At 68.5% G+C, this 26,099-nt stretch carries 29 protein-coding genes; 21 read left to right on the forward strand and 8 right to left on the reverse strand.

The window, feature by feature from the left end:
- The 4 genes from A5624_RS03365 to A5624_RS03380 all read right to left on the reverse strand — a co-directional run.
- The coding region (locus A5624_RS03365; RefSeq protein WP_066861509.1) for a TetR/AcrR family transcriptional regulator at positions 1-435 on the reverse strand (435 nt) is incomplete at its 3' end.
- A 52-nt stretch (positions 436-487) separates the two neighbouring features.
- Positions 488-1,321, reverse strand: a complete 834-nt coding sequence (locus A5624_RS03370) for a thioesterase family protein (RefSeq protein ID WP_066861512.1) — start codon at positions 1,319-1,321, stop codon at positions 488-490.
- 15 nt (positions 1,322-1,336) lie between these two features.
- Complete coding sequence (locus A5624_RS03375) at positions 1,337-2,155, reverse strand: SMP-30/gluconolactonase/LRE family protein (RefSeq protein ID WP_066861515.1); 819 nt, start codon at positions 2,153-2,155, stop codon at positions 1,337-1,339.
- Between the two features lie 73 nt (positions 2,156-2,228).
- Positions 2,229-2,705 (reverse strand): SRPBCC family protein, encoded by a 477-nt coding sequence (locus tag A5624_RS03380; protein ID WP_066861518.1) that lies wholly within the window; start codon positions 2,703-2,705, stop codon positions 2,229-2,231.
- A gap of 131 nt (positions 2,706-2,836) precedes the next feature.
- Here A5624_RS03380 and A5624_RS03385 point away from each other — a divergent pair, with 131 nt between their 5' ends.
- Genes A5624_RS03385 through A5624_RS03395 form a run of 3 tightly spaced genes read left to right on the forward strand, consistent with a single transcriptional unit; the run spans position 2,837 to position 5,842 of the window.
- Positions 2,837-3,727: an acyl-CoA thioesterase II gene (locus A5624_RS03385; protein ID WP_066861521.1), complete on the forward strand. Its 891-nt coding sequence runs from the start codon at positions 2,837-2,839 to the stop codon at positions 3,725-3,727.
- A 4-nt stretch (positions 3,728-3,731) separates the two neighbouring features.
- Positions 3,732-4,652, forward strand: coding sequence for an LLM class F420-dependent oxidoreductase (locus A5624_RS03390; RefSeq protein ID WP_066861524.1), 921 nt, complete (start codon positions 3,732-3,734; stop codon positions 4,650-4,652).
- A complete protein-coding gene (locus A5624_RS03395) occupies positions 4,652-5,842 on the forward strand; it encodes an acyl-CoA dehydrogenase family protein (protein WP_066861528.1) in 1,191 nt (396 codons plus the stop codon). The genes A5624_RS03390 and A5624_RS03395 overlap by 1 nt, the downstream gene beginning before the upstream one ends.
- Here A5624_RS03395 and A5624_RS03400 read toward each other — a convergent pair.
- Positions 5,826-6,512 (reverse strand): DUF427 domain-containing protein, encoded by a 687-nt coding sequence (locus tag A5624_RS03400; protein ID WP_066861531.1) that lies wholly within the window; start codon positions 6,510-6,512, stop codon positions 5,826-5,828. The genes A5624_RS03395 and A5624_RS03400 overlap by 17 nt on opposite strands.
- Positions 6,513-6,548: 36 nt before the next feature.
- A complete protein-coding gene (locus A5624_RS03405) occupies positions 6,549-7,040 on the reverse strand; it encodes a helix-turn-helix domain-containing protein (RefSeq protein WP_066861534.1) in 492 nt (163 codons plus the stop codon).
- A 91-nt stretch (positions 7,041-7,131) separates the two neighbouring features.
- On the opposite strand from A5624_RS03405, the gene A5624_RS03410 reads away from it, so the two are divergent.
- From A5624_RS03410 to A5624_RS03460, 11 genes are all read left to right on the forward strand, one after another.
- Entirely contained in the window at positions 7,132-8,043 is a 912-nt protein-coding gene (locus A5624_RS03410) for an NmrA family NAD(P)-binding protein (protein ID WP_066861537.1), read from the forward strand.
- A gap of 58 nt (positions 8,044-8,101) precedes the next feature.
- On the forward strand, positions 8,102-9,280 hold the full coding sequence (locus A5624_RS03415) for a CoA transferase (protein ID WP_066861540.1): 1,179 nt from the start codon (positions 8,102-8,104) through the stop codon (positions 9,278-9,280).
- A 159-nt stretch (positions 9,281-9,439) separates the two neighbouring features.
- Positions 9,440-10,003, forward strand: coding sequence for a hypothetical protein (locus A5624_RS03420; RefSeq protein ID WP_066861544.1), 564 nt, complete (start codon positions 9,440-9,442; stop codon positions 10,001-10,003).
- Positions 10,004-10,006: 3 nt separating this feature from the next.
- Positions 10,007-10,711, forward strand: coding sequence for an NIPSNAP family protein (locus tag A5624_RS03425; protein ID WP_066861547.1), 705 nt, complete (start codon positions 10,007-10,009; stop codon positions 10,709-10,711).
- A gap of 62 nt (positions 10,712-10,773) precedes the next feature.
- Entirely contained in the window at positions 10,774-11,949 is a 1,176-nt protein-coding gene (locus A5624_RS03430; protein ID WP_066861595.1) for a cytochrome P450, read from the forward strand.
- A 1-nt stretch (position 11,950) separates the two neighbouring features.
- Positions 11,951-12,919, forward strand: coding sequence for a zinc-binding dehydrogenase (locus tag A5624_RS03435; RefSeq protein WP_066861550.1), 969 nt, complete (start codon positions 11,951-11,953; stop codon positions 12,917-12,919).
- A gap of 7 nt (positions 12,920-12,926) precedes the next feature.
- Complete coding sequence (locus A5624_RS03440; RefSeq protein WP_066861553.1) at positions 12,927-13,685, forward strand: HpcH/HpaI aldolase/citrate lyase family protein; 759 nt, start codon at positions 12,927-12,929, stop codon at positions 13,683-13,685.
- Positions 13,682-14,083: a nuclear transport factor 2 family protein gene (locus tag A5624_RS03445; RefSeq protein ID WP_066861556.1), complete on the forward strand. Its 402-nt coding sequence runs from the start codon at positions 13,682-13,684 to the stop codon at positions 14,081-14,083. Before A5624_RS03440 ends, A5624_RS03445 begins: the two co-directional genes overlap by 4 nt.
- Positions 14,080-14,808, forward strand: a complete 729-nt coding sequence (locus A5624_RS03450) for an SDR family NAD(P)-dependent oxidoreductase (RefSeq protein ID WP_066861559.1) — start codon at positions 14,080-14,082, stop codon at positions 14,806-14,808. The genes A5624_RS03445 and A5624_RS03450 overlap by 4 nt, the downstream gene beginning before the upstream one ends.
- Positions 14,790-16,310: an NAD(P)/FAD-dependent oxidoreductase gene (locus tag A5624_RS03455; RefSeq protein WP_066861565.1), complete on the forward strand. Its 1,521-nt coding sequence runs from the start codon at positions 14,790-14,792 to the stop codon at positions 16,308-16,310. Before A5624_RS03450 ends, A5624_RS03455 begins: the two co-directional genes overlap by 19 nt.
- Complete coding sequence (locus A5624_RS03460) at positions 16,307-17,233, forward strand: alpha/beta hydrolase (RefSeq protein WP_066861567.1); 927 nt, start codon at positions 16,307-16,309, stop codon at positions 17,231-17,233. Before A5624_RS03455 ends, A5624_RS03460 begins: the two co-directional genes overlap by 4 nt.
- Here A5624_RS03460 and A5624_RS03465 read toward each other — a convergent pair.
- Entirely contained in the window at positions 17,230-18,342 is a 1,113-nt protein-coding gene (locus A5624_RS03465) for an alcohol dehydrogenase catalytic domain-containing protein (protein ID WP_066861599.1), read from the reverse strand. The two genes, A5624_RS03460 and A5624_RS03465, sit on opposite strands and share 4 nt — an antisense overlap.
- 14 nt (positions 18,343-18,356) lie before the next feature.
- Between A5624_RS03465 and A5624_RS03470 the strand changes: the two genes are divergently transcribed.
- Together A5624_RS03470 and A5624_RS03475 are read left to right on the forward strand one after the other, a co-directional pair.
- Positions 18,357-18,839: a thioesterase family protein gene (locus A5624_RS03470; RefSeq protein WP_156748781.1), complete on the forward strand. Its 483-nt coding sequence runs from the start codon at positions 18,357-18,359 to the stop codon at positions 18,837-18,839.
- A 31-nt stretch (positions 18,840-18,870) separates the two neighbouring features.
- The gene (locus tag A5624_RS03475; RefSeq protein WP_066861577.1) at positions 18,871-19,311 is read left to right on the forward strand and encodes an SRPBCC family protein; all 441 of its coding nucleotides are present in this window, start codon (positions 18,871-18,873) and stop codon (positions 19,309-19,311) included.
- An 86-nt stretch (positions 19,312-19,397) separates the two neighbouring features.
- On the opposite strand, the gene A5624_RS03480 is transcribed toward A5624_RS03475, so the two are convergent.
- Positions 19,398-20,081, reverse strand: a complete 684-nt coding sequence (locus tag A5624_RS03480) for a GntR family transcriptional regulator (protein ID WP_197499482.1) — start codon at positions 20,079-20,081, stop codon at positions 19,398-19,400.
- Positions 20,082-20,264: 183 nt separating this feature from the next.
- Here A5624_RS03480 and fadD5 point away from each other — a divergent pair, with 183 nt between their 5' ends.
- From fadD5 to A5624_RS03505, 5 genes are all read left to right on the forward strand, one after another.
- Positions 20,265-21,860, forward strand: a complete 1,596-nt coding sequence (fadD5, locus tag A5624_RS03485) for a fatty-acid--CoA ligase FadD5 (RefSeq protein WP_066861605.1) — start codon at positions 20,265-20,267, stop codon at positions 21,858-21,860.
- 293 nt (positions 21,861-22,153) lie between these two features.
- The gene (locus tag A5624_RS03490; RefSeq protein ID WP_066861583.1) at positions 22,154-22,969 is read left to right on the forward strand and encodes an ABC transporter permease; all 816 of its coding nucleotides are present in this window, start codon (positions 22,154-22,156) and stop codon (positions 22,967-22,969) included.
- Between the two features lies 1 nt (position 22,970).
- Positions 22,971-23,840: an ABC transporter permease gene (locus A5624_RS03495; RefSeq protein WP_066861586.1), complete on the forward strand. Its 870-nt coding sequence runs from the start codon at positions 22,971-22,973 to the stop codon at positions 23,838-23,840.
- 5 nt (positions 23,841-23,845) lie between these two features.
- Positions 23,846-25,153 (forward strand): MCE family protein, encoded by a 1,308-nt coding sequence (locus A5624_RS03500; RefSeq protein ID WP_066861589.1) that lies wholly within the window; start codon positions 23,846-23,848, stop codon positions 25,151-25,153.
- A partial coding sequence (locus A5624_RS03505; RefSeq protein ID WP_066861592.1) for a virulence factor Mce family protein occupies positions 25,150-26,099 on the forward strand: 950 nt, incomplete at its 3' end. The genes A5624_RS03500 and A5624_RS03505, both read left to right, overlap by 4 nt.

The raw sequence follows: 26,099 nt of genomic DNA on the forward strand, positions 1-26,099 counted from the left end.
CACCGCCGCGTTGGGCCCGGGCAGGTGGCGTTGCAGCCCCTCGCGCATCTGCGGGATCACCCAGGAGAACTGGGCGATGGTGTGCTCGGGCTCGACGTCGACCATCCGCACCCCGGAGTACGAATGCTGGTATTCGACGATGAACCGCAGCACGGCGTCGAGCTTGTCCACGCCCTTCAGGCCCGCGGTGGCCTTCACCAAACCGCTTTCGAAGATCTGGCGCTCGTAGGCCGAAAACGCCGACAGCAGCTCCTCTTTGGAGGCGAACCAGCGATACAGCGTCGGGCGGGACACCCCGGCCTGGGTGGCGACGTCGGACAGGCTGAGCTTGGTCTTGCCGTTACGGCCGAGCACCTCGGCGGTGGCCGCCAGAATCCGCTGACGGGTCGAGGTGTCGGTGTCGGCGATCGTAGTCGCCCGGGCCGGCTGGCTCATGATTCAGACTTTTCGCGGTGTCGCCGAGGTGTCATGGTCATTCGCTCCCACGTTAGGCCCGAGGCGGGCGCCGGCGCACCAGCACCGACTGCTGGATGGCGCCGACCGCGCCCTGCTCGTCGAACAACGTGCCGATGGTCGTGCCGATGCCGTCCGGCCCGTAGCTGGTCTCCGCCCGGATGCCGATCCAGTCGCCGTCGGGAACACGAAACACATGCACCGCCAGATCGGTGTTGAGGAACGTCCATTTGGTGATGTCGAGCTTGCTGCCGATGCCGTTGGCGCAGTCGGCCACCGCGAACAGCCGTTCCAGCTGCGTCATGGACTCGCCGTTGACCAGGTCGACGGTCGGGTTGATCCAGGATTCGCCGGGGCCTTCGCTCAGCGGCTCGGTCAGCCACAGCCACTCCAAGCTGTGCACATAGTTGCGGTCCCAGTCGCGCGCCTTCAGGTTGCGATTGAAGGCCTCGGCCCGGGGCCGGGGCAGTGGCGCCGCGGCGTGCGCGATCGGTTCCGTGTCCTGGTGCTGCAACCGCCACCCGCTGGCGCGCGCCACCGGCCGCGGGGCGCCGTCGGGACCGGGGGCCAGCATTTCGGCGCCGAGCAATTCGATCTGCTTGCCGGGGCGCTGCACGTCGGCGCGCACCCACAGGTCGCCCTCGGCCGGGACCCCGCCCAGCAGGTCGATGACCACGCGGGACAGCCGGGTGTCGTCGCGCTGCTCGCACCGCTCCAGCGCCCGGACCAACAGCGCCGATACCGGACCGCCGTGCTGGATCGCCGCCGACCAGGTGCCGCGCGCCAGATCGGTCGCCCTGAACTTCTCGCCCAGCGCGGCGGCGTCATCGCCGGCCGGGTCGATCAGCTCGTAGTAGGCGTCGGTCATCGTCAACCTCTCGGGTCAGGGCAGGCCGGCGCCGGGGGTGGTCACCGTGACCGCGTCCAGCCGCGAAAGCCGCGTGCCGGCCAGGCGCTGAGGATAGGCCTCCGTGCTCGACAACAAAAACAGCGTGCGGCGCTGCGGACCGCCCAGCGCGCAGGCGATGGCGACCCGCTCGCCCATGTCGATGCGATCGGTCACCTCGCCGCCGGCCACGATCCGCTCGAACTGGTGGGCCAGCGTCATCGACGCCCACACCCCACCCTCGGCGTCCAGCGCGATGCCGTCGGGCGGCCCGTCCAGGCCGTCGGCGAAAACTCGTCGGTCGGACAGTCCACCGTCGGCGCCGATGGAGAACGCGGAGAGCCGCCGGCCGGTCGACTCGGCGACGATCAGCGTCTTGCGGTCCGGGGTGATCGCCATCCCGTTGGGGAAGTCGAGGTCGTCGGCCACGACGGTGGCGCTGTCGTCGGGGTCGAGCCGGATGATGACGCCGCCGTGCAACGCCTGGCAGCCGATGTAGGCGCGGCCCGCGTCGTCGATGACCATGTCGCCGAGGTTGGCCGGCGCCACGTCCGCGAGATCGGCGATGGTGACCACGGTTTCGCCGTCATAGCGCAGCACCTGCCGGTCCTCGGTCGAGGCGATCAGCAGCGACCCGTCGGGCCGAAAGCCCAGGCCGGACGGCGAATACCCGGGCAGCGGCAGCGTGGTCAGTGATCCGCCCATGGTCGCGGTGTGCACCGCCTCGCCCAGCATGTCCGAGAACCACAGCAGGCCCTCGAACCAGCGCGGGCCCTCGCCGAAGCAGAAACCGTTGGCCAGCGGCTCGGGGATCATCGGTCCCCGCCTGGCGCGTCGCGGTCTGCTTTACAAAACACCGAAAAAGTGTCATGCACCGCGGGTGTCGGTGTCAATCTGCCGATCGGGCGAGCTCGCGGGCCACGGCCTGGTGATAGGCGTCGATCTTGGCGGGATTGGCCTGCATGAAGAGCTGATCGGGCAGCGGGGCGTGCTTGTACGCCTCGATCGTCATGGTGCGGGAGAACAGCGTGACGTCCTGCCCCGGCCTGGTGAAGTGGTAGGAGACCGTGATGCGCCCCTCCATGCCGCCGTTGCCGTCGCGGTCATGGCCCAGGCGGCCGACCGAGGTGAACACGAACCGCGTCGGGCGCACCGCGGCGGCCAGCTGCCAGGTGAAGACCCGGTCGCCGTCGGGGCCGGCCTCCTCCCAGGTGTCACCGACCTTGAGCGGGAGCTGCGGCAAGTTGGCGATGTGCGCGCTGCCGGGATAGGTCTTGGTCCAGTTCTGCGGATTGGTGACGAAGTCGTACACCGTTTCGGCGGACTGGGTGAACGCGGTTTCCGAGGTGGTGGTCACGATACCCAATTGGGTTGCCTCCCTAGGCTTTCGGCCGTCTTACCGGTGCGGCGGGCCGGCGTCTTGTTAGCCAAGCTTTACAAATCCTACTCAAAGTGTCACGCTGAGCGCTGAGCTGCGAGCGCGAGAGGTGAACGGGATTGACGAAGGCGTCTGAGGAATCCGCGCAGACCGAGTGGACCGTGCAGGGCCTGCTGGACCTGTTCGACGTCCAGGAAGACGGGCAGGACAAGTTCACCGGCGAGACCGGCATCGCGGCGGGCGACGAACGCCAGGTGGTGGAGGGCACCCAGGTGCTCGCGCAGGCGATCGTCGCGGTGGCCAAACGCTTCCCCGACAAGTCGGTGCGCTCGGCGCACGCCGTCTTCTCGCGCGCGATCACCGTCGGCCCGCCCATCGAACTGGTTCTCGACGTCGTGGCCGAGGGCCGTTCCACCGCCACCGCGGTGGTCGCCGTGCATCAGAACGGCCGGCGCTGCCTGAGCATCACGGTGCTGGCCGACGTGCCCACCGACGACGTCATCCGGCACCACCTGCCGCGCCCCGACGTCGCCGGCCCGGCGGACGCGAACCACTCGCCGATGCCGATGGTCGGTCGCGAGCTGCGCCTCGTCGACGTCGTCGACGTCAACAGCCCCGACGAGGTCGGCCCGCCGGAGCTCTATGCGTGGCTGCACTACGACCCGATCCCCACGCGCGACGAGTTGGCCAAGGCGCTGCTCGCGTACTTCACCGGCCACCTGGGCATCTCGACCACCATGCGGGCGCACGAGGGCATCGGCACCGCGCAGGCCCACCTGACCGTGTCGACCGCGCCGATGAGCATCTCGGTCGCCTTCCACGAACCCGTGGACTGGACCGGATGGCTGCTCTACACCCACGAGAGCACCCAGGTCGGCGCGGGCATGTCATACGTGCGCGGGACCGTGCATTCCGAAGAGGGCGAGCTGCTGGCCTCCTTCGCCCAGGAGGCGCTGATCCGCCCGCTGCGCACCAGCGACACGGCGATCGACTCCCGCGCGCGGTTCTAAGGCTATGCGGTTCACCATCACCCACCCGATGCACAGTCATCCGTACAACCCGGAGCTGGTGAGCGGGGACGGGATCGGCAAGGTGGCCGCCGCGACCGAGGCGGCCGGAATCCACGGTTTCGGCTTCACCGACCATCCGGCGCCCTCGCAGCGCTGGCTGGAAGCCGGCGGACACGATGCGTTGGATCCCTTTGTCGCCTTGGGTTTCGCGGCGGCGACGACGTCCACGCTGCGGCTGATCCCTAACATCGTGGTGCTGCCGTACCGAAACCCGTTCGTGGTGGCCAAGTCCGGCGCCACCCTGGACCTGCTCTCGGGTGGGCGGTTCACGCTCGCGGTGGGCGTGGGTTACCTCAAGCGCGAGTTTGCGGCCCTGGGCGTCAGCTACGACGAGCGCGCCGAGCTGTTCGAGGAGTCGCTGCAGGTGATCCGGGCCATCTGGACCGGCGACGATATCTCCTTTGACGGCAAGCATTTCAGCGCGCGTGGCATCACCGCGCATCCCCGCCCGGTCAGCGATCCGCACCCGCCGATCTGGATCGGGGGCAACACGTCGTCCTCGCGACAGCGGGTGGCCCAGTACGGCGACGGGTGGTGCCCGTTCCCCGCGCCGCCGCAGCTGGCCCAGACGGCCGGCACCGCCGTCATCGACTCGGTGTCGAAGCTCGCCGACGGCATCGACGACCTGCGACGCAGATGCGATGCCGCGCAACGGGATTGGTCGTCGATCGACATCACATTCACCAACTTCGAGGGCGGCAACATCACCGACGACGACTTCAACGCCGACGCCTACCTGCACGGCTTGGAGAAGCTGGAGAAGCTGGGCGTCACGTGGGTCAGCGTTCACCTGCCCGGTGACAGCCTGACGCACGCGCTCGAAACCCTCGACCGGTTCCGCACCCTGGTCATCGACGCGGCCTGATGGACTTCTCCCGCGTCGACCTTTCGCCCGAGGATCAGAAATTCCTCGATGAGACCCGGGCGTTCATGGCCGAACACGTCACCGACGAGGTGCTTCGGCGCGATCGTGAGACCGGTGAAAACTTCAGTGAGCCGGTGCATCTGGCGCTAGGCGAAGCGGGTTATCTGACGTCGGACTGGTACCAGGAGTCCGAAGGGGGATTCGACCCGGTGCGCCGGCGAATCTTCCACCTCGAGATCGGTCGCGCCCACACCCCGTGGTTCCACTGGGGCACCACGGCGGTGGTCGCGCGGTTGGTCAAGCAATTCGGCGCGCCAGAACTCGCCGACGCGATCCTGCCGGGCGTGCTGTCCGGGGAGATCCGGCTCTGCCTGGGCTACACCGAACCCGAGGGCGGGTCCGACGTCGCCACCTGCAAGACCCGGGCCGTGCGGGAGGCGGATGGGTCTAGCTGGATTATCAATGGCTCCAAGATGTTCACCTCGAACGCGCAGAACGCCAAGTACGTCTTCCTGCTCACCAACACCAATCCGCAAGGCCCGAAACACAAGAACCTCACCATGTTCCTGGTGCCGCTGGATTCGCCAGGCATCGAGATCCAGGGCATCCGCACGCTGGACGGTGACCGCACCAACATCGTCTATTACAGCGACGTGCGGGTCGACGACCTGTACCGGATCGGTGAGGTCAACGGCGGCTGGACGGTGATGCGGTTCGCCCTCGACGCCGAACACGGCATCACCGACCCCCAAGACCATGGCCTGCAGAACATTTCGATGCTCTCGGAGCACGGCCACCTGATGGCCGAGGTGGCCGACGGGGTCGCGGCGATTCTGTCGAGACCCGATGCGACGGGCCGGCGGCCGATCGACGACGACGCGATCAAATACCGGCTCGGGCGCAGCATGGCCCGCATCGAGGCCGCCATGTCCACCCCCGGAATGTATGGGCGGGTGGCGCTCATCCAGACCATGCGTGAGGTGTCCCAGGAACTGATGGACCTGCTCGGGACGGCATCGGCATTGCCCACCGACACACCGGGTTCGGCGGACTTCGCCGATAATGGTGCCATCGAGTTCATCTTCCGGCACGCCGTGCCCGCCGGCATCTACGGCGGCACCATGGAGGTGTTCCGCAACATGATTGCCCAGCACGAGCTGGGGCTCGGGCGTCCTAGCTACGGGCGCTGACCGGCAGTTCGGCCGTCACCTCGACGCGGGTCTCGTCGAAACTCAGAAACCCCGTGATGGGCAGGCTTTCCGGCGGCGGGCCGGGGTAGCTCCACGCGACGTCGGCCACGACATGGTCGCCCGAGGCGAACGACCAGTACGTCGCGAAACCTTTGTAATTGCAGTAACTCTCGGTCTCGGAGCGCCGCAGCAGATCGGTGCGCACGTGAGCCGGATCGACGTAGAGCCGCGGGGCGAGCGCGGTCTCAAACACGATCACCGTGTCGTCGGTGTCCACCAGCGTGGCGCCCTCGACGCGGACGCGCAGGCGCCGCCGGGTCGGACGGCAATCGACGCGGTGATAGGGATTGGGCGGGTAGTGCACGAGCCTGCGCCCCTCTTCCAGCCAGGTGTCGACCGCGTCCCAGGGCACCTGTACGAAACCCGGCGCTTCGGGTTCGGGCTCGCTCGGTAGGTCGCCGACCTCGTCGGCGGCGAAGGCGTAGCTCAGCGGCCGGCCCCGGCGGTGCACCATCAGCGCCCGCTCGGTGTCGATCACCACCCGCCCGTCCTTGACGGCCTGCACCCGCCGGGGATGCGGTTCGACGTAGACGACGTCATCGGGGATCGCGGGCGAGAAGCGTCCCGCGGGATCGCTGCTGAGCGGACCCCGCCCGGCCACCAGACTCATGTGTGCCTCCCGGTTGCTTGCCCTCGCTCTAGCCAATCATGGGCGTCGCCGCGACGGGGCGGGGGCGCGTTGGATCCGGATGTCGGCCGAGCGCTTTCCCGGTGCGCCGGTGTCGGTGGTCACGCGTACCCCGACGGCCCGGCCGGTGTCGGCGTCGACGAACGCCAGCCTGGTGGGACCGTCTTGCAGGTAGGCGTCTCCCCACTGCACCAGCGCCATGAACACCGGCAGGAAGTCCTCGCCGGCCTCGGTCAGGCGGTACTCGTCGCGGGCGCGCTGCCCCGGCTCCCGGTAGGGCACCCGCGCGACGATGCCCGCCGCCTCGAGCTGCTTGAGCGCCCGCGATACCGCCGGTGCCGACGTCGCGATGCGTTCCACGAAATCCTCGAACCGTGTTGTGCCGAAGAACAATTCGCGGACTACCTGGAACGCCGTCTTGGTGCTCAGCAGTTCGAGGACCTTCGACATCGAACAGCCTTCACCGATCGACCACTGCCGGCGATCCCGCAGCCGGTTCTCGAACTCCATCACGATCCCCTTTTGGCTAACGCTTGCGTTATCCAGCATATCGTGCTTGTATCTTACTAACGACATCGTTAGTCAGCAGGGAGCTAGGAAAATGTCATCGGATCAGCTGTTCCTCATCACCGCGGCGACGGGCAATACCGGTGCGCCCACCGTCGAGTTTCTGCTCGCCGCCGGGCACCGGGTGCGCGCGTTCGTGCACCGCATCGACCAGCGCTCCGAGGCGCTGGCGGGCCTGGGCGCGGAGATCGTCGAGGGTGACCTGCTCGACTTTCACGCCGTCAGCTCCGCGATGACCGGCGTCAGCGCCGCCTACTTCTGCTACCCGATCGCCCCGGGCAGCCTGCTGCCGGCCACGGCCATCTTCGCCCAGGCCGCCAGCGAGGCGGGCGTGCGAGCGGTGGTCAACATGTCCCAGATATCCGCGCGGCGTGAGGCGAAAAGTCATGCCGCACAGCAGCACTGGATCGCCGAGCGATTGCTGGACCGGTTCGCCTTCGGTACCACGCATCTGCGTCCGACCTTCTTCGCCGAGTGGCTCAAATGGCAATGGTCGCGCAGTGGCGACGAGGGCGTGCTGCGGCTGCCGTTCGGCACCGGGCGCCACGCTCCCATCGCCGGGCGCGACCAGGGCGGCGTCATCGCGGCCATCCTGCAGAACCCGGCCCCGCACGATCGGCAGATTTATCCGCTGGTGGGCGCCGAGGAACTCGACCACTACGGGATCGCCGAGCAGATGTCGGAGGCGCTCGGCATCGCGGTGCGCTACGAGCCGATCGGGATCCCCGCCTTCGCCGCGGCGCTGACCGCGCAGGGCCGCCCGGAGTTCTTCGTCCAGCACCTCAGCAGCGTCGCGCAGGACTACCAGGACGGCGTCTTCGCGGGAGAGAACAACCTGGTCGAGGTGATCAGCGGGCGCAGCCCGATGACCGTCGCCGACTACGTCGACGCCAACCGCGCCGCCTTCGACCGCGACGGCAGCTTCGCGGTGCGGCAGGCGAGCTGAGGCCGCACCGACGGGGGACGCGTGCGCCCCGGCAGGACGACAGGGTAGGAACTTACCCATGGCGGGACCGGTAGCAGGCGTCAAAGTCGTCGAACTCGGGGTCTGGGTGGCCGGCCCGGCCGCCGGCGGCATCCTGGCGGACTGGGGCGCCGACGTGATCAAGATCGAGCCGCCCACCGGTGATCCGGCGCGCATGTTCGGCCGCATGCTGGGCTGCGATCTGGGCCTGAACCCACCGTTCGAGATGGACAACCGGTCCAAGCGCAGCGTGGTACTGGACCTGGGCACCGACCCGGGCCGCGCCACCGCCCTCGAATTGCTCTCCGACGTAGACGTTTTCCTGACCAACGTGCGCCCCGGCGCCCTGCAGCGCCTCGGCCTGGACTTCGAGTCGGTGTCGGCGGCCAACCCCCGCCTGGTCTACGGGCTCATCACCGGATACGGCGAAAGCGGGCCCGACGCCGATCGCGCCGCCTTCGACGTGGCCGCCTTCTGGTCGCGGGCCGGGGTGGCGCACCTGCTCACCCGCCCCGGCGACACGCCCCCGTTCCAGCGCGGCGGCATGGGCGACCACTCCGCCGGGATGACGATGGCCGCGGCCGTGTGCGCGGCGCTGCTCGCGCGCGAACGCACCGGGACGGGCCAACTGGTCACGACCTCGCTGTACCGGCAGGGCGCCTACACCGTCAGCTTCGACCTCAACACCTATCTGATGAGCGGCCAGCCGATCGCGATCGGCCAGCGCGAAACGATGGGCAACCCGTGCATGAACAACTACGCCGCCTCCGACGGGCGGCGGTTCTGGATCGTCGGCCTGGAGCCCGAGCGGCACTGGCCGGCGCTGTGCCGCGCGGTGGGCCGGCCCGAGTGGCGCGACGACCCGCGCTTCGCCGATGCCCGGGCCCGCGCCGCGAACTCGGCCGCGCTGATCGCCGCGCTGGATGACATCTTCGCGACGCGGCCCCTCGACGAGTGGGCGCAGATCTTCGCCGGCGAACCGGATTTCTTCTGGTCGCCGATCAACACCCTGGAGGACGTCGTCGCCGACGAGCAGTTCCACGCCGCGGGCGGAATCGTTTATGTGCCCGACGCCGCCGACGAACACGCCTCCGTGCCGATGGTCGCCACGCCGGCGGACTTCCACGGGACGCCCTGGGCACCGCGTTCTGCGGCACCGGAACTCGGGCAGCACACCGAGGAAGTCCTGGCCGACCTCGAGGCGCGCCGCGGTTCCTGACGGCCCGCCCGGAGCTTTACAAATTTCGCCGGAAGTGTCACGCTGTCCGGTGAGCCGCGTCGCCCCGTGCGGGATGCGGCTCCAGCCCCTGGGAAACCCCATGACAAGCGCGTGAGACCCGCCAGCGGACCGCGGCGGGTGGTGGTGAGGAATGGATCGATGGTCGCTCCGACGTTCGACATCAGCAAGAGCAGCGCCGCGGAAACAACCCGCGCCAACGGCGAGGGTCTGCGTTACCGACTCGACGTGGTGGCGGCCAGCGCCGTCGATGTCGTGCAATCGGCGGGCGGCTGGCTCTACGACCGGGCGATGGCCGGTTGGGAGGTGACCGTGCTGCTCCCGCGTGGTTGCGACACCCGGTCGCTGCGGATCCTGGGGGTGCGGGCAGTGGACCTCGAGCCGGAGCTCGCCGGGCTGGGGGAGGGCTCGACGAGCCTGGCCGTCAGCGCCGAGGCGTTCACCGCCGACGCCCGGGTGCGGGCCGTGGTCCTCGAGGCGCTGGACAACCGGCTGACCGAGGTCGCGCTGTGGGGCGACGGGTGGCCGCTGGGCGTGGCCCGCGCGACCACCCGGGCGCAGCATCTGCTCAGCGGCGCGGCCCGCATGTTCAAGGGCTATGCGCTTGCGGCGGCGGGCATTCCGGTCACGACGGTCGGCGCCACCGAGGCGCTGCTGTGCGACGTGGGTTCGGGGTCCGACTCAGAGCTGATCCGGCTCGACTAGGCCATGAAGAAGTACTTCCGACACACGCTGCTCTACCTGCACGAGACGATCTCGCTGGGATCCGGGCGAAGTGAGGAGTTCACCGAGATCTTCGCCGACACCTATCAACCGATGATGGAACAACTCGGCGCCCGGCTCTTCGCGATCTGGGAAGCCACGCCGTACAACGGCCACTGGCCGCAGGCGACGATCATCTGGGAGATCGACGGGTTCGCCGATTACGCCAGGATCGGCGCCGCGCAGGCCCGCGGCGGCAGCCACGAGGCCGCATCCGGAAAATGGGCGGCATTCCTGGCCGACATCGGCGCCTCGGGGGAGGGTCGCATCATGTACCCCGGCCCCAGCAACAAGACGCTGACCCAACTGCGCGAGGCCAATTTCACTGCGCCACTGGTGATTCAAGAGATCATGCAGACCAAACCGGGCCGCCAGGACGACTACATCCGCGAACTGGAGCGGCTCTACGTTCCCTGGTCGGAACGCACCGGTAAGCGCTGGCTCGGTTCGTTCACCACGACCTTCCGCTACAACGAGGTCATCCACTACTGGGCGCTGGACGGCGGCTGGGACTGCTTCGCCGAGCACTACCCCTCCTGGAAAGAGAGCCCGCCCGCCGAGATCGTCACCTGGATGAGCGTGGCCCCCGCGTTGCGCGACGGCTGGGAGGATTCCATTCTGCAGGCCCTACCGCCCTCGCCGCTGCAGTGACGGAGATACGGAAACCTTTGATAGTCAAGGACTTCAGCTACGATCCCTTCGATGCGGCGGTGATGGCGAACCCGTTGCCGTACTACCGGATCCTGCGTGATCACCACCCGGTGTACTACATGCCGCAGTGGGACACCTTCGCCCTGTCGCGTTTCGAGGACATCTGGACGGTGCTGGAAGTCAACAACGGCACCTTCGTCGCCTCGGAAGGGACGTTGCCGCCGGCATCGGTTCTGGCGCAACACAACAGCGGCCCGGTCGCCGACCCGCCGCTGCACCCGTTGCCGTTCCATGCCATGTTCGACGCCGACCTGTACGGCGAGATCCGGCGGACCCACTCCCGGCCGTTTCGGCCGCGGGCGGTCACCGACCTCGAGGGCCGCATCCGCGCGCTGGCCAACGAACGCCTCGACGCCCTGCTGCCGGACGGGTCGTTCGACCTGACCCAGGACTACGGCGGCATCGTGGTGGCCGCCATCGTCTGCGAATTGTGCGGCATCCCCACCGATCTCGCGCCGCAGGTCCTCGCCACCGTCAACGCCGGCAGCCTCGCCCAGCCCGGCGAAGGCGTGGACACCGGGCAGGCTCGGCCCAACTACTTCGAATATCTGCTGCCCGCGGTCCAGCGTCGCCGCGCCGATTCTTCCGGCGGACCGCTCGACGTTGTCGACGGCCTGCTCGGCTATCACCTGCCCGACGGCAGCGCGCTCGACGACATGGAAGTCGCGACCCAGATGCTGTGCATCTTCATCGGGGGAACCGAGACGGTGCCCAAAATCGTCGCCCACGGCCTCTGGGAGCTCAGCCGCCGGCCCGACCAGCTGGCCGCCGTGCGCGCCGACCTGGAGAACAACGTGCACATCGCGCGCGACGAGATGATCCGATTCTGCGCGCCGGCGCAGTGGTTCGCGCGAACGGTGCGCAAGCCCTTCGAGATTCACGGCGAGACCCTCAGCCCGGGCCAGCGCGTCATCACCCTGCTCGCATCCGCGAACCGCGACGAGCGCGAATACCCCGATCCCGACGAGTTCATCTGGGACCGGCCCATCCGCCGCTCGCTGGCGTTCGGCCGCGGCCAGCACTTCTGCATCGGATATCACCTGGCGCGGCTGGAAGTGGCTGTGCTGCTACAGGAATGGCTGCGCCGGGTCCCCGACTACGCGATCAACAGCCAAGCCGCCACCCGGCTGCCGTCCAGCTTCCAATGGGGCTGGAACAACATCCCGGTGGAGGTCTGACGTGTGGTCCTACCGGATCATGGCCCCGTATCAGTTCGAGCGCAACACGATTGATGACACGACGCCCGAGGTCCTGGCCGACGGACAGGTGCTGCTGCGGTTTTCGGCCGCGGGGGTCTGCGGCAGCGACCTGCCCGCCTTTCGCGGCGCCAAGGGCCGCATCCCGGGCGACGACGGCCGCAGCGGCCCCGAGAAGGACGGCTTCCCCATCCACGAGGTCGCCGGCGAGGTGATCGCCAGTCGGCATCCCGCGCACCGCCCCGGCGATCACGTGGTCGGCTGGGCGTCCGGGTTCGACGGCATGATGGAACGCATCGTCAGCAACGGCGACGGGCTGGCGCCCTACGATCCGGCGCTGACCCCCGCCCAGGCGGTGGGGCTGCAACCCCTGGCCTGCGTCCTGTACGCCTGCGAGCAACTCGGCGACCTGGCCGGTCGGCACGTCGCGATCATCGGGCAGGGATCGATCGGGCTGTTGTTCTCCTATGTCGCCAAGGCGGCGGGTGCGCGGCGGGTCACCGGCGTCGACCCGATCGACCGCCGCGATGTGGCAAGGGCTTTCGGGGTCGACGACGCGGTGCGCGCCACCAGTGACCGCTGGGTGAGTCAGCTCGATCCCTCTGACCGCGCCGACGTCGTCATCGAGGCCGTCGGCCACCAGGTCGCGACCCTGACCCATGCGATCGACGCCGCCGCCCCCGGCGGCACCGTGTTCTACTTCGGCGTCGCCGACGACGAGATGTACCCGATCAACATGCGGGCGATGCTGCGCAACAACCTGACCCTGAAATCCGGTGTGACGCTGGACCGCCGGCGGATGCTGGAGCTGGCGGGCAAGTTCGCCGCCGAGCACCCGTGGCTGCTGGGCGCCTACCTGACCCACACGTTCGGCATCGACGGGGTGCAGGACGCCTTCGAGCTGGCCTGTCGGCCGGACCCCGACCGCATCAAGATCGCGATCGCCGGATGAGCCGACCATGACGGACAGCACGCCGAGCAATCTGCAGCTGGCGCTGGGCCGCAAGACCCCGATATTCGGCGGCTGGGTCACCGGCCCCACGGCGCTGGGGCCCGAGGAATTCGCCCGCGCCGGTTACGATTACGTCGGCTTCGATGCCCAACACGGCTATCTCGACGACGCCGCCATCGCCGAACTCCTGCGCCGCACCGAGCGCCTGCCCGTCGGCACCGTGGTGCGCCTGCCCAACGCCGACGCCGCACCGATCGGACGGGTGCTGGACGCCGGCGCGGACGCCGTCGTCATCGCGATGATCGAGTCGGCGGACCAGGCCGCGGCGGCGGTGGCCGCGGCCCGGTACCCGCCGCGGGGGGTGCGCAGCTTCGGCCCGCTGCGCGCCAGCCTGGGGCACGATCCCGCCGCCCACGAGTCGCGCGTCAGCGTGTTCGCGATGATCGAGACCGCGGCGGCGCTATCCGGCATCCACGAGATCTGCGCCGTCGACGGCCTCACCGGAATCTACGTCGGCCCGGCCGATCTGGCCATCTCACTGGGCGCCGGGGTCGTCGGCGCCACCCGGCATCCGCAGGTGCTGGACGCGATCGTGCGCGTCCACCGGGCCGCGTCCGACGCGGGCCTGGTCACCGGCATTCACGCCGGGGACGGCAAGACGGGCCACGCCATGGCGCAGCTGGGGTTCGGCATGATCACCCTGGCCGCCGAGTCGCAAGCGCTGCGGCGCGGCGCCGCCGAACATTTGCGCGAGGCGACGCAATGACCCACGACGACCACGAGGAAATCCGGGAGCTGCTCGCCGGCTACGCCCTAGCCCTTGACGCCGGCGACGTCGAGGAGTGCGTGCAGCTGTTCGCGCCCGACGGCGAATTTCTGGTCTACGGCAAGACCTTTGCCGGCCGCGACGCGATCGCGGGCATGTTCCGCGACGCGGCCCGCGGCCTGCACCTGACCGGAAGCGCGCGCATCGAGGTCGACGGGCAGCGCGCCACCGCCCGATCACAGGTGCTGTTCGTCCGCGCCGGCGACCTGCAACTGCGGCCCGCCCTCTACGACGACGAGCTGACCCGCATCGACGGGCGGTGGCGCTTCGCGCGGCGCCGCTGCCGCTTCGTCACGAGCGCCGGGCTGGCCAACAGCCCCGAGGTGAGTCCAGCATGAACCGACGCGTCGCACTGGTGACCGGCGCCGCCGGCGGGCAGGGCTGGGCCATCGCGAAACGCCTGCGCGACAAGGGCTTCGCGGTGGCCGCCTGCGACCGCCGGGCCGACGAGCTGCGCGCCACGGTCGGCGACGCAGGCGACGACGGCGTGTTCGCCGTCGAGCTCGACGTCACCTCGCCCGAGCAGTGGGACTCCGCCGTGGCGGAGGCCGTCGGCCGGTTCGGATCGCTGAGCACGCTGGTCAACTGCGCCGGCGTGCTGCACCGGGCACCGTTGAGCGAGGAGACGGCCGAAGGCTTCGAAAATGCCTGGCGCGTCAACTGTCTGGGCCCATTCCTCGGAATACGCGCGGCGCTGCAACACCTGCGCGAGGCGCCGAACGCGTCGGTCGTCAACATCTGCAGCACCGGCGCCATCCGGCCCTTCCCGCAGCACGCCGCGTACGGGTCGTCGAAGTGGGCCCTGCGCGGGCTGACCCAGACCGTCGCGGCCGAACTCGCGCCCGCCGGCATCCGGGTCAACGCCGTCTTCCCCGGGCCCATCGCCACGACGATGCTGGACGAGGCCACCCAGACACGGCTGGCCGCGGCGTCGATGGTCGGCCGGATCGGCGAGGCCGGTGAGGTCGCCGACGCCGTCGCCTTCTTGGTCTCCGATGAGGCGTCGTTCATCACCGGCTCCGAACTGGTCATCGACGGTGGCCAATGCCTGCAGATCCGATGATCGACATCTCGATCGGCATCATCGGCGCCGGTCCCGGTGGCCTGGCGCTGGGAATCATGCTGTCACGGGCAGGTTTTGATGACTTCACCATCTTCGACCGCGAGGACGGCGTCGGGGGCACCTGGCGGATCAACACCTATCCGGGACTGGCCTGCGACGTCAAATCGCACCTCTACTCCTACTCGTTCGACCTGAACGCCGACTGGTCGAGGCTGTGGTCGGGGCAGCCCGAGATTCTCGACTACTTCCAGCGCTGCGCCGACAAGTACGGATTGCGGCCGCACCTGCGCCTGCGCACCGAAATCAGGGCAGCGCAATGGGATTCGGACACCCAGCAGTGGTGCCTGACCACCGCGTTGGGTGACCAGCACCGCTTCGACGTGGTCGTGTCGGCCGTCGGCCTGTTCACCCGGCCGCTGCTGCCCGAACTCGTCGAGCAAGAACCGTTCACCGGAAGCGTGATGCACTCGGCGCGCTGGGATCACTCGATCCCGTTGCAGGGCAAGCGGATCGCGGTGCTGGGCACCGGGTCGACGGCTTCCCAGCTGATCCCCGAGCTGGCCAAGGTGGCCGACACGGTGTACTCCGTGCAGCGCTCGCCGACCTGGATCTTGCCGAAGCCCGACCGGCACTACACGCCGCGGGAGCGCTGGGTGTTCGCCCACCTGCCGTTCGCCAAAAGGCTTTACCGGACCCGGCTGTGGCTGCGCAGTGAATCCAACATCGCGGTGATCGAGCACGGCAGCGAAAAGACCGAACAGTTCAAGGCCGTCGCGCTGGGTTTGTTGGAGAAGACCGTCGACGACGAGGACCTGCGCCGCAAGCTCACGCCCGAACACCCGATGGGCTGCAAGCGGCTGGTGTTCTCCTCGGATTACCTGCCCGCGCTGACCCGGCCCAACGTCGAGGTGGTGACCAGCCCGGCGCGCTACCTGCGCAGGCGCTCCCTGGTCACCGAAGACGGCACCGAACGCGAGGTCGACGTGGTCGTCTGTGCCACCGGGTACGCCGCGGCGGACTACCTCGCCGAGCTGGACGTGTCCGGCGAACACGGAATCACCCTGCGAGACGTGTGGCGCGACGGGGCGCACGCGTACCTCGGCATGGCCGTGCCGGGATTCCCGAACTTTTTCATGCTGTACGGGCCGAACACCAACGTCGGCTCCAACAGCGTCATCTTCATCCTCGAGTCGCAGGCGCGCTACATCGTGCGGGCCCTGAAGTATTTGCGGCACAGGGGCAAGCGTTACATCGCGGTGCGACCCGCCGCGCTGGCCGACTTCGTCGCCAAGATCGATCGATGGATGGTGGGCACCGTCTGGACCACCCAGTGCAGCAACTACTTCCGCGCCCCCAACGGGCGGGTGGTCACCCAATGGCCGCGCAGCGCCCGGGCCTTCTGGAGCATGACGCGCAGGTTCAGGCCGGGCGACTTCCGCTTCACCGCGCCCGCTACGTCCGAACCCCAGGTGTTCACCATGCCCGAGCGGGGCAGCCGATGACACGGCTGGACGGCGCCGACCGCCTCGATCCCGCACTGCGTGACGTCGCGACTACCCGGACCGACTTCTCCCGGGCCGCAATCGAACTCATTCGCACACCGTTCAACGAGCGCCGCCGCCTGGCCGCCGAACAGACCGACGCACCCGGGATCCGGATCGGGGAGGACAGCGCGGCCGGCGTGCCGGTGCGCATCTACCGCGGTGGGCCCGCCGACCGGGCACCGGTGGTGGTGTACTGCCACGCCGGCGGCTTCGCGCTGGGCAACCTGGACACGGATCATCGCCAGTGCGTCGAGCTTTCGCGCCGCGGGCGGTGCACGGTGGTTTCGGTGGACTACCGGCTGGCGCCCGAACACCCCTATCCCGCCGGGCTGGAGGACGCCGACACGGTGGTGCAGTGGGTCGCCGCGAACGCGGACACACTCGGCGTCGATCCGGCGCGGTTGGCGGTCGCCGGCAGCAGCGCCGGCGCCACCCTGGCCGCATGCCTGGCGCAGCGCGCCGCCGACGGGTCGCTGCCGCCGGTGGCGTTCCAGTTGCTGCACCAACCGGTGCTCGACGACCGGGCCACCGGATCGAAGGCGGAATTTCGCGCCAGCCCGGCGTTCGACGGCGAGGCCGCCGAGCTGATGTGGGGCTACTACCTGGGACCGGCGGCCGCATCGGCCGCCACGGTGCCCGCGCGCCGAGGCGAATTCGCCGGGCTGCCACCGGCTTTGATCACCTGCGCCGAAATCGACCCGTTCCGCGACGAGGCGATCGACTACGCGCTGCGGTTGCTGCGTGCGGGAGTGTCGGCCGAACTGCACGTCTTCGCCCGCACCTGCCACGGCTTCGATTCGCTGCTGCCCGAGTGGCCGGGCTCGCAACGGTTGTTCGCGCTGCAGGGCGATGCCCTGTCCTGCGCGTTACACGGCGACTAACCGTCGAATCGGATCAGCTGCCGCACGGCCGTGCCGTCGGCCAGATTGTCCATTGCCGCGTTGATGTCCTCGAGCGCAATGGTCGAGGACACCAGCGATTCCACCGGCAGCCGGCCCGCCTGCCACAGCTCGACAAACCGGGGGATGTCCCGGCTGGGCACCGCCGAGCCGAGGTAACTGCCGATCAACGACCGGCCCTCGGCCACAAAACCCAACGGCGACACGCTGATTCGCGCCGACGGCGGCGGCAGCCCCACGGTGATGGTGCGCCCGCCGGGTGCGGTCAACCCGATCGCGGTCTCCAGCGCGGCGGGATGGCCGACGGCCTCGACGACCACCGCCGCCTTCACCCCGGCCTCGGCGGCCTGCTGCGGTGTGTAGGTGTCGTGGGCGCCCAGGCGGCGGGCGGCGGCCAACTTCTCCGGCAACTGGTCGACGGCGACCACCCGCACGTCGTCGTAGGTCAGCGCGGTGAGCAGCGCCGCCATCCCGACCCCACCGAGCCCGACCACGGCGACCGCCTGGCCCGGCCGCGGATGCCCCACGTTCAGCACCGCGCCACCGCCGGTGAGCACGGCGCAGCCCAGCAGCGCCGCGACATCGGGCGGCACGTCGGACGGCACCGGGACCGCGCTGGCCCGATTGACCACCGCATGCGTCGCGAAACCCGAGACACCGAGGTGGTGATACACCGGGTGCCCGGCCCGGCTGAGCCGAATGTCGCCGCCGAGCAAGGTGCCGGCGCCATTGGCCGCGCTGCCCGGTTCGCACGGCGTCAGGCCCTGGGTCGCGCACGCTGCGCAATGACCGCACCGAGGCAGGAAGACCAGCACCACCCGCTGGCCCACGGCTAGGTCGGCGACGCCCTCGCCGACCCGCTCGACGATCCCGGCGGCCTCGTGGCCCAGCAGCATCGGCACCGGCCGCACCCGGTTGCCGTCGACCACCGACAGGTCGGAGTGGCAGATGCCGGCGGCCTCGATGCGCACCAGGACTTCGTCGCGGCCCGGGGGTGCGAGGTCGAGGTCGGTGACGGCGATCGGGCGCGACTGTGCGTAGGGCCGGGGTGAGCCGATGTGCTCCAGGACCGCGCCCCGTATTCCAGACATGCTGGAATACAACCATGGCGTCGGCTTCCGTAGTTCCGCCCGCACCGGACGGGCTGACCAGCAACGACTTTCCGGTGCTGTGGCCGGTCGGAACCCGGTGGGCCGACAACGACATGTTCGGCCACCTCAACAACGCCGTGTACTACCAACTCTTCGACACCGCGATCAACGCCTGGATCAACACCAGCACCGGGCTGGACCCGCTCACCACGCCCGCGCTGGGCATCGTCGCCGAATCGGGCTGCCGCTACTTCTCCGAACTGCAATTCCCGCAGCACCTCGTGGTGGGCCTGGCCGTCACCCGGCTGGGTCGCAGCAGCGTCACCTACCGGCTGGGCGTGTTCCGCGCCGAGAACGGGCCGGCGCCTGATCAGGCGCGTCCGATCACCGCGCTGGGGCACTGGGTGCACGTCTACGTCGACCGGGAAACCCGCAAATCCGTCCCCATTCCCGACGCAGTCCGCGCGCTGCTGGCGACGGCCACCGTTGACCAATAGGGGCCCGGTACGCCCCCGATATGCTTCGCGCATGCCAGTGATGAGCAAGACCGTCGAGGTGGACGCCGACGCCGCGTTGATCATGAAGATCGTCGGCGACTTCGAGGCCTACCCGCAGTGGAACGAGGAGATCAAGGGCCTCTGGGTGCTGGCGCGCTACGACGACGGGCGTCCCAGCCAGCTGCGGCTCGACACCGATTACCAAGGCATGCAGAGCATGTTCATCCAGGCCGTGTACTACCCGGGCGAAAACCAGATCCAGACCGTCCTGCAGCAGGGCGACCTGTTCACCAAGCAGGAACAGTTGTTCTCGGTGGTGTCGATGGGGGCTTCGAGCCTGCTGACCGTGGACCTGGACGTCGAGACCTCGATGCCGGTCCCGGCGCCCATGGTGAAGCAACTCCTCAACAACGTGCTGGACCACCTGGCCGAAAGCCTCAAGCAGCGCGCCGAGCAGCTGGCCGCGAGCTAACAGCCGCGACAGCCCGTTCTCGCCGCGAACGTAAGCCCACTGCGCAAAGGCGCCCCCGATTCGCAGTGTGCTTACGCTCGCGACCGTCAGGAAGCGCTAAGCCCGGTGCGGTCGCGCATCTCGGTCAGCCGGGTCGCCGCATCGGTGAACTGCCACACGGTGTGCTCGATCACCGCGGCGGTGTCGCGCCGGCGCAGCGCGGCGATCAGCTTGCGGTGGTTGTCCACCGCGGCCTCGCCCCACTGCGGGTCGGCCGCATAGACCAGCACCGGCATGTAGCGCGCGGCGTTGAGCAGGAACCAGGCCAGCTTGATCCGGCCGCTCGCCTGGTTGAAGACGCGGTGAAACGCGAACTCGATGCCGGCGATGGTTTCGGCGTCGCCGGACCCGACGGCCGTGGCCAGCGAGTCGTTGATCCGGTCCAGCTCGTCGATCTCGGCGTCGGTGATGTGGTCCGTGGCCGCCGCCGCCAGCTCGCGGGCGATCGACGCCTGCAGCCAGAAGATGTCCTCGATGTCCTGGCGGGTCAGCGGCAGCACGACATGGCCGCGGTGCGGTTCGAGCTGCACCATGCCCTCGCCGCGCAGCTTGAGCAGGGCTTCACGCACCGGGGTGACGCTGACCCCGAGCTGGGCCGCGGTCTCGTCGAGCCGGATGAACGTCCCCGGCCGCAGCGAGCCGGACATGATCGCCGCCCGCAGACGCCCGGCCACCTCGTCGGACAACTGCGCCCGTCGCAGCGGCCGCCGACTCCTCGGCTGCATTGACATCGGTGCGTTCACGGGGGCTGCCAGGGCTTTCGTGGGCTTGGCGGGACGGGGTTTAAGTTTTGACGGGTGTTAACGGGGACTTGTCAGTGGATCGTCAACGCCATAGTGTGACCCACACAACACTAAGTTTTATCAAATATCAACCTGGCGCAAGCGGTGCGCGAGTGAAGGGAAGTGTTGAGTTTGACCGCGCAATTGGCGAGCCATCCGACACAGGCGAACGAGCAGCCGTACCTGGCCCGGCGACAGAACTGGGTGAACCAACTGGAACGGCACGCGCTGATGCAGCCGAACGCGACCGCACTGCGGTTCCTGGGCAACAGCCTGTCGTGGGGTGACCTGCGCCGCCGGGTGGCGGCGCTGGCCGATGCGCTGAGCCGCCGGGGTGTCGGCTTCGGCGACCGGGTGATGATCCTGATGCTCAATCGCACCGAGTTCGTCGAATCGGTGCTGGCCGTCAACATGCTCGGCGCCATCGCGGTCCCGCTGAACTTCCGGCTCACCCCAGCCGAGATCGCGTTCCTGGTCCAGGACTGCGAGGCGCGGGTGATCATCACCGAGCCCGTGCTCGCCCCGGTGGCCATCGGGGTCCGCGACATCGAGTCAATGCTGGCCACCGTCGTGGTGGCCGGCGGCCCGGCCGACGACAACGTCCTCGGCTACGAGGACCTGATCGACGAGCCCGGTCAGGAGCACCAACCGGTCGACATCCCCAATGACTCGCCGGCGTTGATCATGTACACCTCGGGCACCACCGGGCGGCCGAAGGGCGCCGTGCTGACCCACACGAATCTGACCGGCCAGACGATGACCGGGCTGTACACCAACGGCGCCGACATCAACAACGACGTCGGATTCATCGGGGTGCCGTTCTTTCACATCGCGGGCATCGGCAACCTGCTGACCGGCGTGCTGCTGGGCATCCCGACGGTGATCTACCCGCTGGGCGCGTTCGAGCCCGGACAACTACTCGACGTGCTCGCCGCGGAGAAGGTCACCGGGATTTTCCTGGTCCCCGCGCAGTGGCAGGCGGTCTGCGCCGAACAACACGCTCGCCCGCGCGACCTGAAGTTGCGGGTGATCTCCTGGGGCGCCGCGCCGGCCCCCGACGCGCTGCTGCGGGAGATGTCGGCGAGGTTCCCCGGCGCCCAGATACTGGCCGCATTCGGCCAGACGGAGATGTCGCCGGTGACGTGCATGCTGCTGGGCGAGGACGCCATTCGCAAACGCGGCTCGGTCGGCAAGGTGATCCCCACCGTGGCCGCCCGCGTCGTCGACGAAAACATGAACGACGTGCCGATCGGCGAGGTTGGCGAAATCGTCTACCGCGCACCAACTTTGATGAGCGGCTACTGGAACAACCCGCAGGCCACGGCGGAAGCGTTCGCGGGCGGCTGGTTCCACTCCGGCGACCTCGTGCGCATGGACGAAGACGGCTACGTGTGGGTGGTCGACCGCAAGAAGGACATGATCATCTCCGGTGGCGAGAACATCTACTGCGCCGAGGTGGAAAACGTCCTCGCCAGCCACCCCAGCATCGTCGAGGTGGCCGTTATCGGCCGGGCGCACGAGAAGTGGGGCGAGGTGCCGATCGCGGTCGCCGCTGTCGCGGGCGACAATCTAGCGCTCGAAGAGTTGGACGAGTTTTTGACCGAGCGGCTGGCGCGGTACAAGCACCCCAAGGCGCTCGAGATCGTCGATGCGTTGCCGCGCAACCCAGCCGGCAAGGTGCTCAAGACTGAACTGCGGGTTCGCTACGGCGTCGGAGAAATCGACTAAATCCATTCTACGGCAAGAGGTTTTAGGGGCAGAAAGGGAAGTTGACGGGAGCTGTAACGTTTGCCAGCTGTTGGCGAAGGGTTAATTGTGCGGATGCGGTTCACACCTGATTGGCCATCGGGTACATTCCTGTGGTCTCCGTTACTACTTGCCAGTAGGGAGCCGATGGTCACACACGTTGAGTCGGGGCGAGGCGGGGGCACACCCAGCCGCCTCGCGGCGAGGGGGAGAGGCGTGCTACACGATCCGCCGCGGCGCTGGGAGGCGCGCGGTGACGTCGCGAGGGGGCAACGGTGAGTTCAACGTCGACAAGTCGGCGGGGTCCCTACCTGGTTGGCTACGTTCGCGACCAACTGGAGACGCCTTTGACGCTCGTCGGGGGATTCTTCCGGATGTGCGTGCTCACCGGGAGGGCGCTGTTCCGCTGGCCCTTCCAATACCGCGAATTCATCCAGCAGTGCTGGTTCATCATGCGGGTGGCGTTCCTGCCGACCATCATGGTGTCGATCCCGCTGACCGTGCTGCTGATCTTCACCCTCAACGTCCTGCTCGCCCAGTTCGGGGCCGCTGACCTCTCCGGCGCCGGCGCGGCGATCGGCGCCGTCACCCAGCTCGGCCCGCTGACCACGGTGCTGGTGGTTGCCGGCGCCGGCTCGACCGCGATCTGCGCGGACCTGGGCGCCCGCACCATCCGCGAAGAGATCGACGCGATGGAGGTGCTCGGCATCGACCCGATCCACCGGCTGGTGGTCCCCCGGGTGGTGGCCGCCACCCTGGTCGCGACCCTGCTCAACGGCCTGGTGATCACCGTCGGCCTGGTCGGCGGCTACCTGTTCGGCGTCTACCTGCAAAACGTGTCGGGTGGCGCCTACCTGGCCACGCTGACCACCATCACCGGCTTGCCCGAGGTCGTCATCGCGACGGTCAAAGCCGCAGTCTTCGGGCTGATCGCCGGGCTGGTCGGTTGCTACCGTGGCCTGACCGTGCGCGGCGGCTCCAAGGGCCTGGGCACCGCCGTGAACGAGACCGTCGTGCTCTGTGTCGTCGCGCTCTACGCTGTCAACGTCGTGCTGACCACCATCGGTGTCCGGTTCGGGACGGGGCACTGACGTGTCGACTTCCGCCGTCTTCCGCGCCCGCTTCCCGCGGGCGGCAGAGAACCTCAACCGCTACGGCCTCGCCGCCGCTCGCGGTCTCGACGACATCGGTCAGATGGCGTGGTTCGGCGCCATCGCCGTCGGGCACATCCCGCACGCGGTGCGCAACTACCGCAAGGAGACCCTGCGACTCATCGCCCAGATCGGCATGGGCACCGGCGCCATGGCGGTCATCGGTGGCACCGTCGCCATCGTCGGCTTCGTGACGCTGTCCGGTAGCTCGCTGGTCGCCATCCAGGGCTTCGCCTCACTGGGCAACATCGGCGTCGAGGCGTTCACCGGCTTCTTCGCCGCGCTGATCAACGTGCGCATCGCCGCACCCGTCGTCACCGGCATCGCCATGGCCGCCACGGTCGGCGCCGGCGCCACGGCGGAGCTGGGTGCCATGCGCATCAGCGAGGAGGTCGACGCCCTGGAAGTGATGGGCATCAAGTCGATCTCGTTCTTGGCCTCCACCCGCATCATGGCCGGGCTGGTGGTGATCATCCCCATCTACTCCATGGCGATCATCATGACTTTCCTGTCCCCGCAGATCACCACGACGGTGATCTACGGGCAGTCGAACGGCACCTACGAGCACTACTTCCGGACGTTCCTGCGCCCCGAGGACGTGTTCTGGTCGTTCCTGGAGGCCATCATCATCACCGCGGTCGTGATGATCACCCACTGCTTCTACGGCTATGAGGCCGGCGGCGGTCCCGTCGGCGTGGGTGAGGCCGTCGGTCGATCGATGCGCTTCTCGCTGGTGTCGGTGCAGGTTGTCGTGTTGGCCGCCGCGTTGGCGCTCTATGGCGTCAACCCCAACTTCGCGCTCACGGTGTAACCGCCATGGCCAGCCCGATCCAGACCAACGCCCCCCGCACCCCGCCCTACAAGCTGGCCGGCGTGGCGCTGTTGGTCGTCGCCGCGCTGGCGCTGGCCCTGATCTACGGGCAGTTCCGGGGCAGCTTCACCCCCAAGACGCAACTGACCATGCTGGCAGCGCGCGCCGGCCTGGTGATGGACCCGGGTTCGAAGGTCACCTACAACGGGGTGGAGATCGGCCGGGTGGGGTCGATTGCGGAGACGGTGCGCGACGGCAAGCCGGCCGCCAAGTTCACCCTCGAGGTGTATCCGCGCTACCTGAAGCTGATCCCGTCGAACGTCAACGCCGACATCAAGGCGACGACGGTGTTCGGTGGCAAGTACGTCTCGCTGACGACGCCGGCGAATCCGTCGCCGCAGAAGATTTCGTCGCGCACGGTAATCGACGCGCGCTCGGTGACCACCGAGATCAACACGCTGTTCCAGACCATCACCTCGATCGCGGAGAAGGTGGATCCGATCAAGCTGAACCTGACGCTGAGCGCCGCGGCGCAGTCGCTGTCGGGGCTGGGCGAGAAGTTCGGCCAGTCGGTGGTCAACGCCAACATCTTGCTCGATGATGTGAATCCGCGGTTGCCCCAGGCGCGCAAGGACATTCAAGGTTTGGCGGCGCTGGGCGACACCTACGCGAACGCGGCGCCGGACCTGTTCGACTTCTTGAACAACGCGGTGATCACCTCGCGCACCATCAACGCCCAGCAAAAGGATCTGGATCAGGCGTTGTTGTCGGCGGCCGGCTTCGGCAACACCGGTGCCGAGCTGTTCAACAAGGGCGGTCCGTACCTGGCGCGCGGCGCCGAAGACCTGGTGCCCACGGCGCAGCTGCTGGACACCTACAGTCCCGAGCTGTTCTGCACCGTGCGCAACTACCACGACATCGAGCCCAAGGCCGCGTCGTTCCTGGGCGGCAACGGCTACTCGCTCAACAGCCACACCCAGGCGCTGTCCGGGTTGGGGTTGGTCGCCAACCCGCTGTCGCTGGTCGCGGTCGCCGCGCTCACGATGGGGCTCGGCGGCGTCGCCGGCCTGGTCGGTGGTGCGCCGAACCCCTACGTGTGGCCGGAGAACCTGCCGCGGGTGAACGCGCGCGGCGGCCCCGGCGGTGCCCCGGGGTGCTGGCAACCGCTCACCCATGACCTGTGGCCCGCACCGGAACTGGTGATGGACTCCGGCAACAGCCTTGCGCCGTACAACCACCTGGACACCGGATCGCCGTATGCGATCGAGTACGTCTGGGGACGCCAGGTAGGGGATAACACGATCAACCCATGAAAATCACCGGAACCCTTGTCAAGCTCAGCATCTTCTCGGTGGTGCTGCTGATCTTCACCGTGATGATCATCGTGGTGTTCGGTCAGATGCGCTTCGACCGCACCAGCGGATACACGGCGGAGTTCACCAACGTCAGCGGCCTGCGCGCGGGTCAGTTCGTCCGCGCCTCCGGGGTCGAGGTCGGCAAGGTCGACACGGTGGAACTGGTCGACGGCGGCAAGCGGGCGCGGGTGAAATTCAACGTCGACCGCTCGATCCCGCTGTACCAGTCGACGACCGCCCAGATCCGCTACCTGGACCTGATCGGCAACCGCTACCTCGAACTCAAGCGCGGCCAGGGCGACGGCGCCGACAAGGTGCTGGCGCCCGGCGGGTTCATCCCGCTCGCCCGCACCCAGCCGGCGCTCGACCTCGACGCCCTGATCGGTGGCTTCAAGCCGTTGTTCCGGGCGCTCGACCCACAGAAGGTCAACAGCATCGCGACCGCGCTGGTCACCGTGTTCCAGGGGCAGGGTGGCACCATCAACGACATCCTCGACCAGACCGCGCAGCTGACCAGCCAACTCGGTGAGCGTGACCAGGCCATCGGCGAGGTCATCAAGAACCTCAACACGGTGCTGGACACGACGGTCCGGCACCGGCAGCAGTTCGACCAGACCATCAACAATCTGGAGGTGTTGATCACCGGTCTCAAGGACCACGGCGACCAACTGGCCGGGGGGACCGCGCACATCAGCAACGCCGCCGGCACGGTTGCCGACCTGCTGGCCGAAAACCGCGGCCTGCTGCACAAGACGATCAACTACCTGGACGCCGTCCAGCAGCCGCTGATCGACCAGCAGGATCAACTGCAGGACTACCTGAAGAAGGTGCCGACCGCGTTGAACATGATCGGGCGCGCCATCGGGTCATACGGGGACTTCGTGAACTTCTACGCCTGCGACAT

The sequence above is a fragment of the Mycobacterium sp. 1482292.6 genome, from assembly GCF_001672995.1.
Lineage (GTDB): Bacteria > Actinomycetota > Actinomycetes > Mycobacteriales > Mycobacteriaceae > Mycobacterium > Mycobacterium europaeum_A.

Bases quoted from the DNA above. Each gene is read 5' to 3' on its own strand.
- A5624_RS03430 (WP_066861595.1), top strand. From the start codon at position 10,774: ATGGCGAACCCGTTGCCGTACTACCGGATCCTGCGTGATCACCACCCG.
- A5624_RS03500 (WP_066861589.1), top strand. From the start codon at position 23,846: ATGGCCAGCCCGATCCAGACCAACGCCCCCCGCACCCCGCCCTACAAG.
- A5624_RS03465 (WP_066861599.1), bottom strand. From the start codon at position 18,342: ATGTCTGGAATACGGGGCGCGGTCCTGGAGCACATCGGCTCACCCCGG.
- A5624_RS03445 (WP_066861556.1), top strand. From the start codon at position 13,682: ATGACCCACGACGACCACGAGGAAATCCGGGAGCTGCTCGCCGGCTAC.
- A5624_RS03450 (WP_066861559.1), top strand. From the start codon at position 14,080: ATGAACCGACGCGTCGCACTGGTGACCGGCGCCGCCGGCGGGCAGGGC.
- A5624_RS03420 (WP_066861544.1), top strand. From the start codon at position 9,440: ATGGTCGCTCCGACGTTCGACATCAGCAAGAGCAGCGCCGCGGAAACA.
- A5624_RS03410 (WP_066861537.1), top strand. From the start codon at position 7,132: ATGTCATCGGATCAGCTGTTCCTCATCACCGCGGCGACGGGCAATACC.
- A5624_RS03470 (WP_156748781.1), top strand. From the start codon at position 18,357: ATGGCGTCGGCTTCCGTAGTTCCGCCCGCACCGGACGGGCTGACCAGC.
- A5624_RS03395 (WP_066861528.1), top strand. From the start codon at position 4,652: ATGGACTTCTCCCGCGTCGACCTTTCGCCCGAGGATCAGAAATTCCTC.
- A5624_RS03390 (WP_066861524.1), top strand. From the start codon at position 3,732: ATGCGGTTCACCATCACCCACCCGATGCACAGTCATCCGTACAACCCG.
- A5624_RS03460 (WP_066861567.1), top strand. From the start codon at position 16,307: ATGACACGGCTGGACGGCGCCGACCGCCTCGATCCCGCACTGCGTGAC.
- A5624_RS03440 (WP_066861553.1), top strand. From the start codon at position 12,927: ATGACGGACAGCACGCCGAGCAATCTGCAGCTGGCGCTGGGCCGCAAG.
- A5624_RS03480 (WP_197499482.1), bottom strand. From the start codon at position 20,081: ATGTCAATGCAGCCGAGGAGTCGGCGGCCGCTGCGACGGGCGCAGTTG.
- A5624_RS03400 (WP_066861531.1), bottom strand. From the start codon at position 6,512: ATGAGTCTGGTGGCCGGGCGGGGTCCGCTCAGCAGCGATCCCGCGGGA.
- A5624_RS03475 (WP_066861577.1), top strand. From the start codon at position 18,871: ATGCCAGTGATGAGCAAGACCGTCGAGGTGGACGCCGACGCCGCGTTG.
- A5624_RS03375 (WP_066861515.1), bottom strand. From the start codon at position 2,155: ATGATCCCCGAGCCGCTGGCCAACGGTTTCTGCTTCGGCGAGGGCCCG.
- A5624_RS03425 (WP_066861547.1), top strand. From the start codon at position 10,007: ATGAAGAAGTACTTCCGACACACGCTGCTCTACCTGCACGAGACGATC.
- A5624_RS03415 (WP_066861540.1), top strand. From the start codon at position 8,102: ATGGCGGGACCGGTAGCAGGCGTCAAAGTCGTCGAACTCGGGGTCTGG.
- A5624_RS03370 (WP_066861512.1), bottom strand. From the start codon at position 1,321: ATGACCGACGCCTACTACGAGCTGATCGACCCGGCCGGCGATGACGCC.
- A5624_RS03455 (WP_066861565.1), top strand. From the start codon at position 14,790: ATGCCTGCAGATCCGATGATCGACATCTCGATCGGCATCATCGGCGCC.
- A5624_RS03405 (WP_066861534.1), bottom strand. From the start codon at position 7,040: ATGGAGTTCGAGAACCGGCTGCGGGATCGCCGGCAGTGGTCGATCGGT.